Raw genomic sequence first — 429 nt, 5'->3', positions numbered from 1 at the left:
CCTGCAGTTTGGCATTGCTCACATCAGGCTCCATCTGACTACGGCCGAGTAACCAAGCAACGCCGGTGCAGCCCTAACCCGGATGCTCATCTCGACAGGTCGGCACGAGCTCACAGGTTGAATCCCCCAGTGACTTCCAGGCGCTGCCCGGTCATCCACCGTGAACCGTCGCTGCACAGGAACGAGACGACGCCGCTGATATCGTCAGCCTGACCCAAGCGCCCCATGGCCGTCTGACCGATGATGAAGGATTGCGCCTGCGGATTGCTACGGATTGTGGCGTTGTTGAAGTCGGTCACGATGCCGCCGGGAGCCACGGTGTTCGACCTGATGCCGCGCGGGCCATATTCCTTGGCCACGTAGCGCGAGAACACTTCGATGGCCCCCTTGCACGCGCCATAGGTGGCGTAGCCAGGCACGATGTACCGA

The 429-nt window shown here is 61.8% G+C and carries 1 protein-coding gene; it reads right to left on the bottom strand.

Features of this window, described 5'->3' with window-relative positions; translation table 11 throughout:
* Positions 1-110: 110 nt before the first annotated feature.
* Positions 111-429 (bottom strand): SDR family NAD(P)-dependent oxidoreductase (locus AB1462_RS32195; RefSeq protein ID WP_367249171.1); only part of this gene is annotated, 319 nt, incomplete at its 5' end.

This window comes from Pseudomonas sp. SB113, assembly GCF_040754745.1.
GTDB lineage: Bacteria > Pseudomonadota > Gammaproteobacteria > Pseudomonadales > Pseudomonadaceae > Aquipseudomonas > Aquipseudomonas grimontii.
This window is presented reverse-complemented; position numbering and strand designations above follow the sequence as displayed.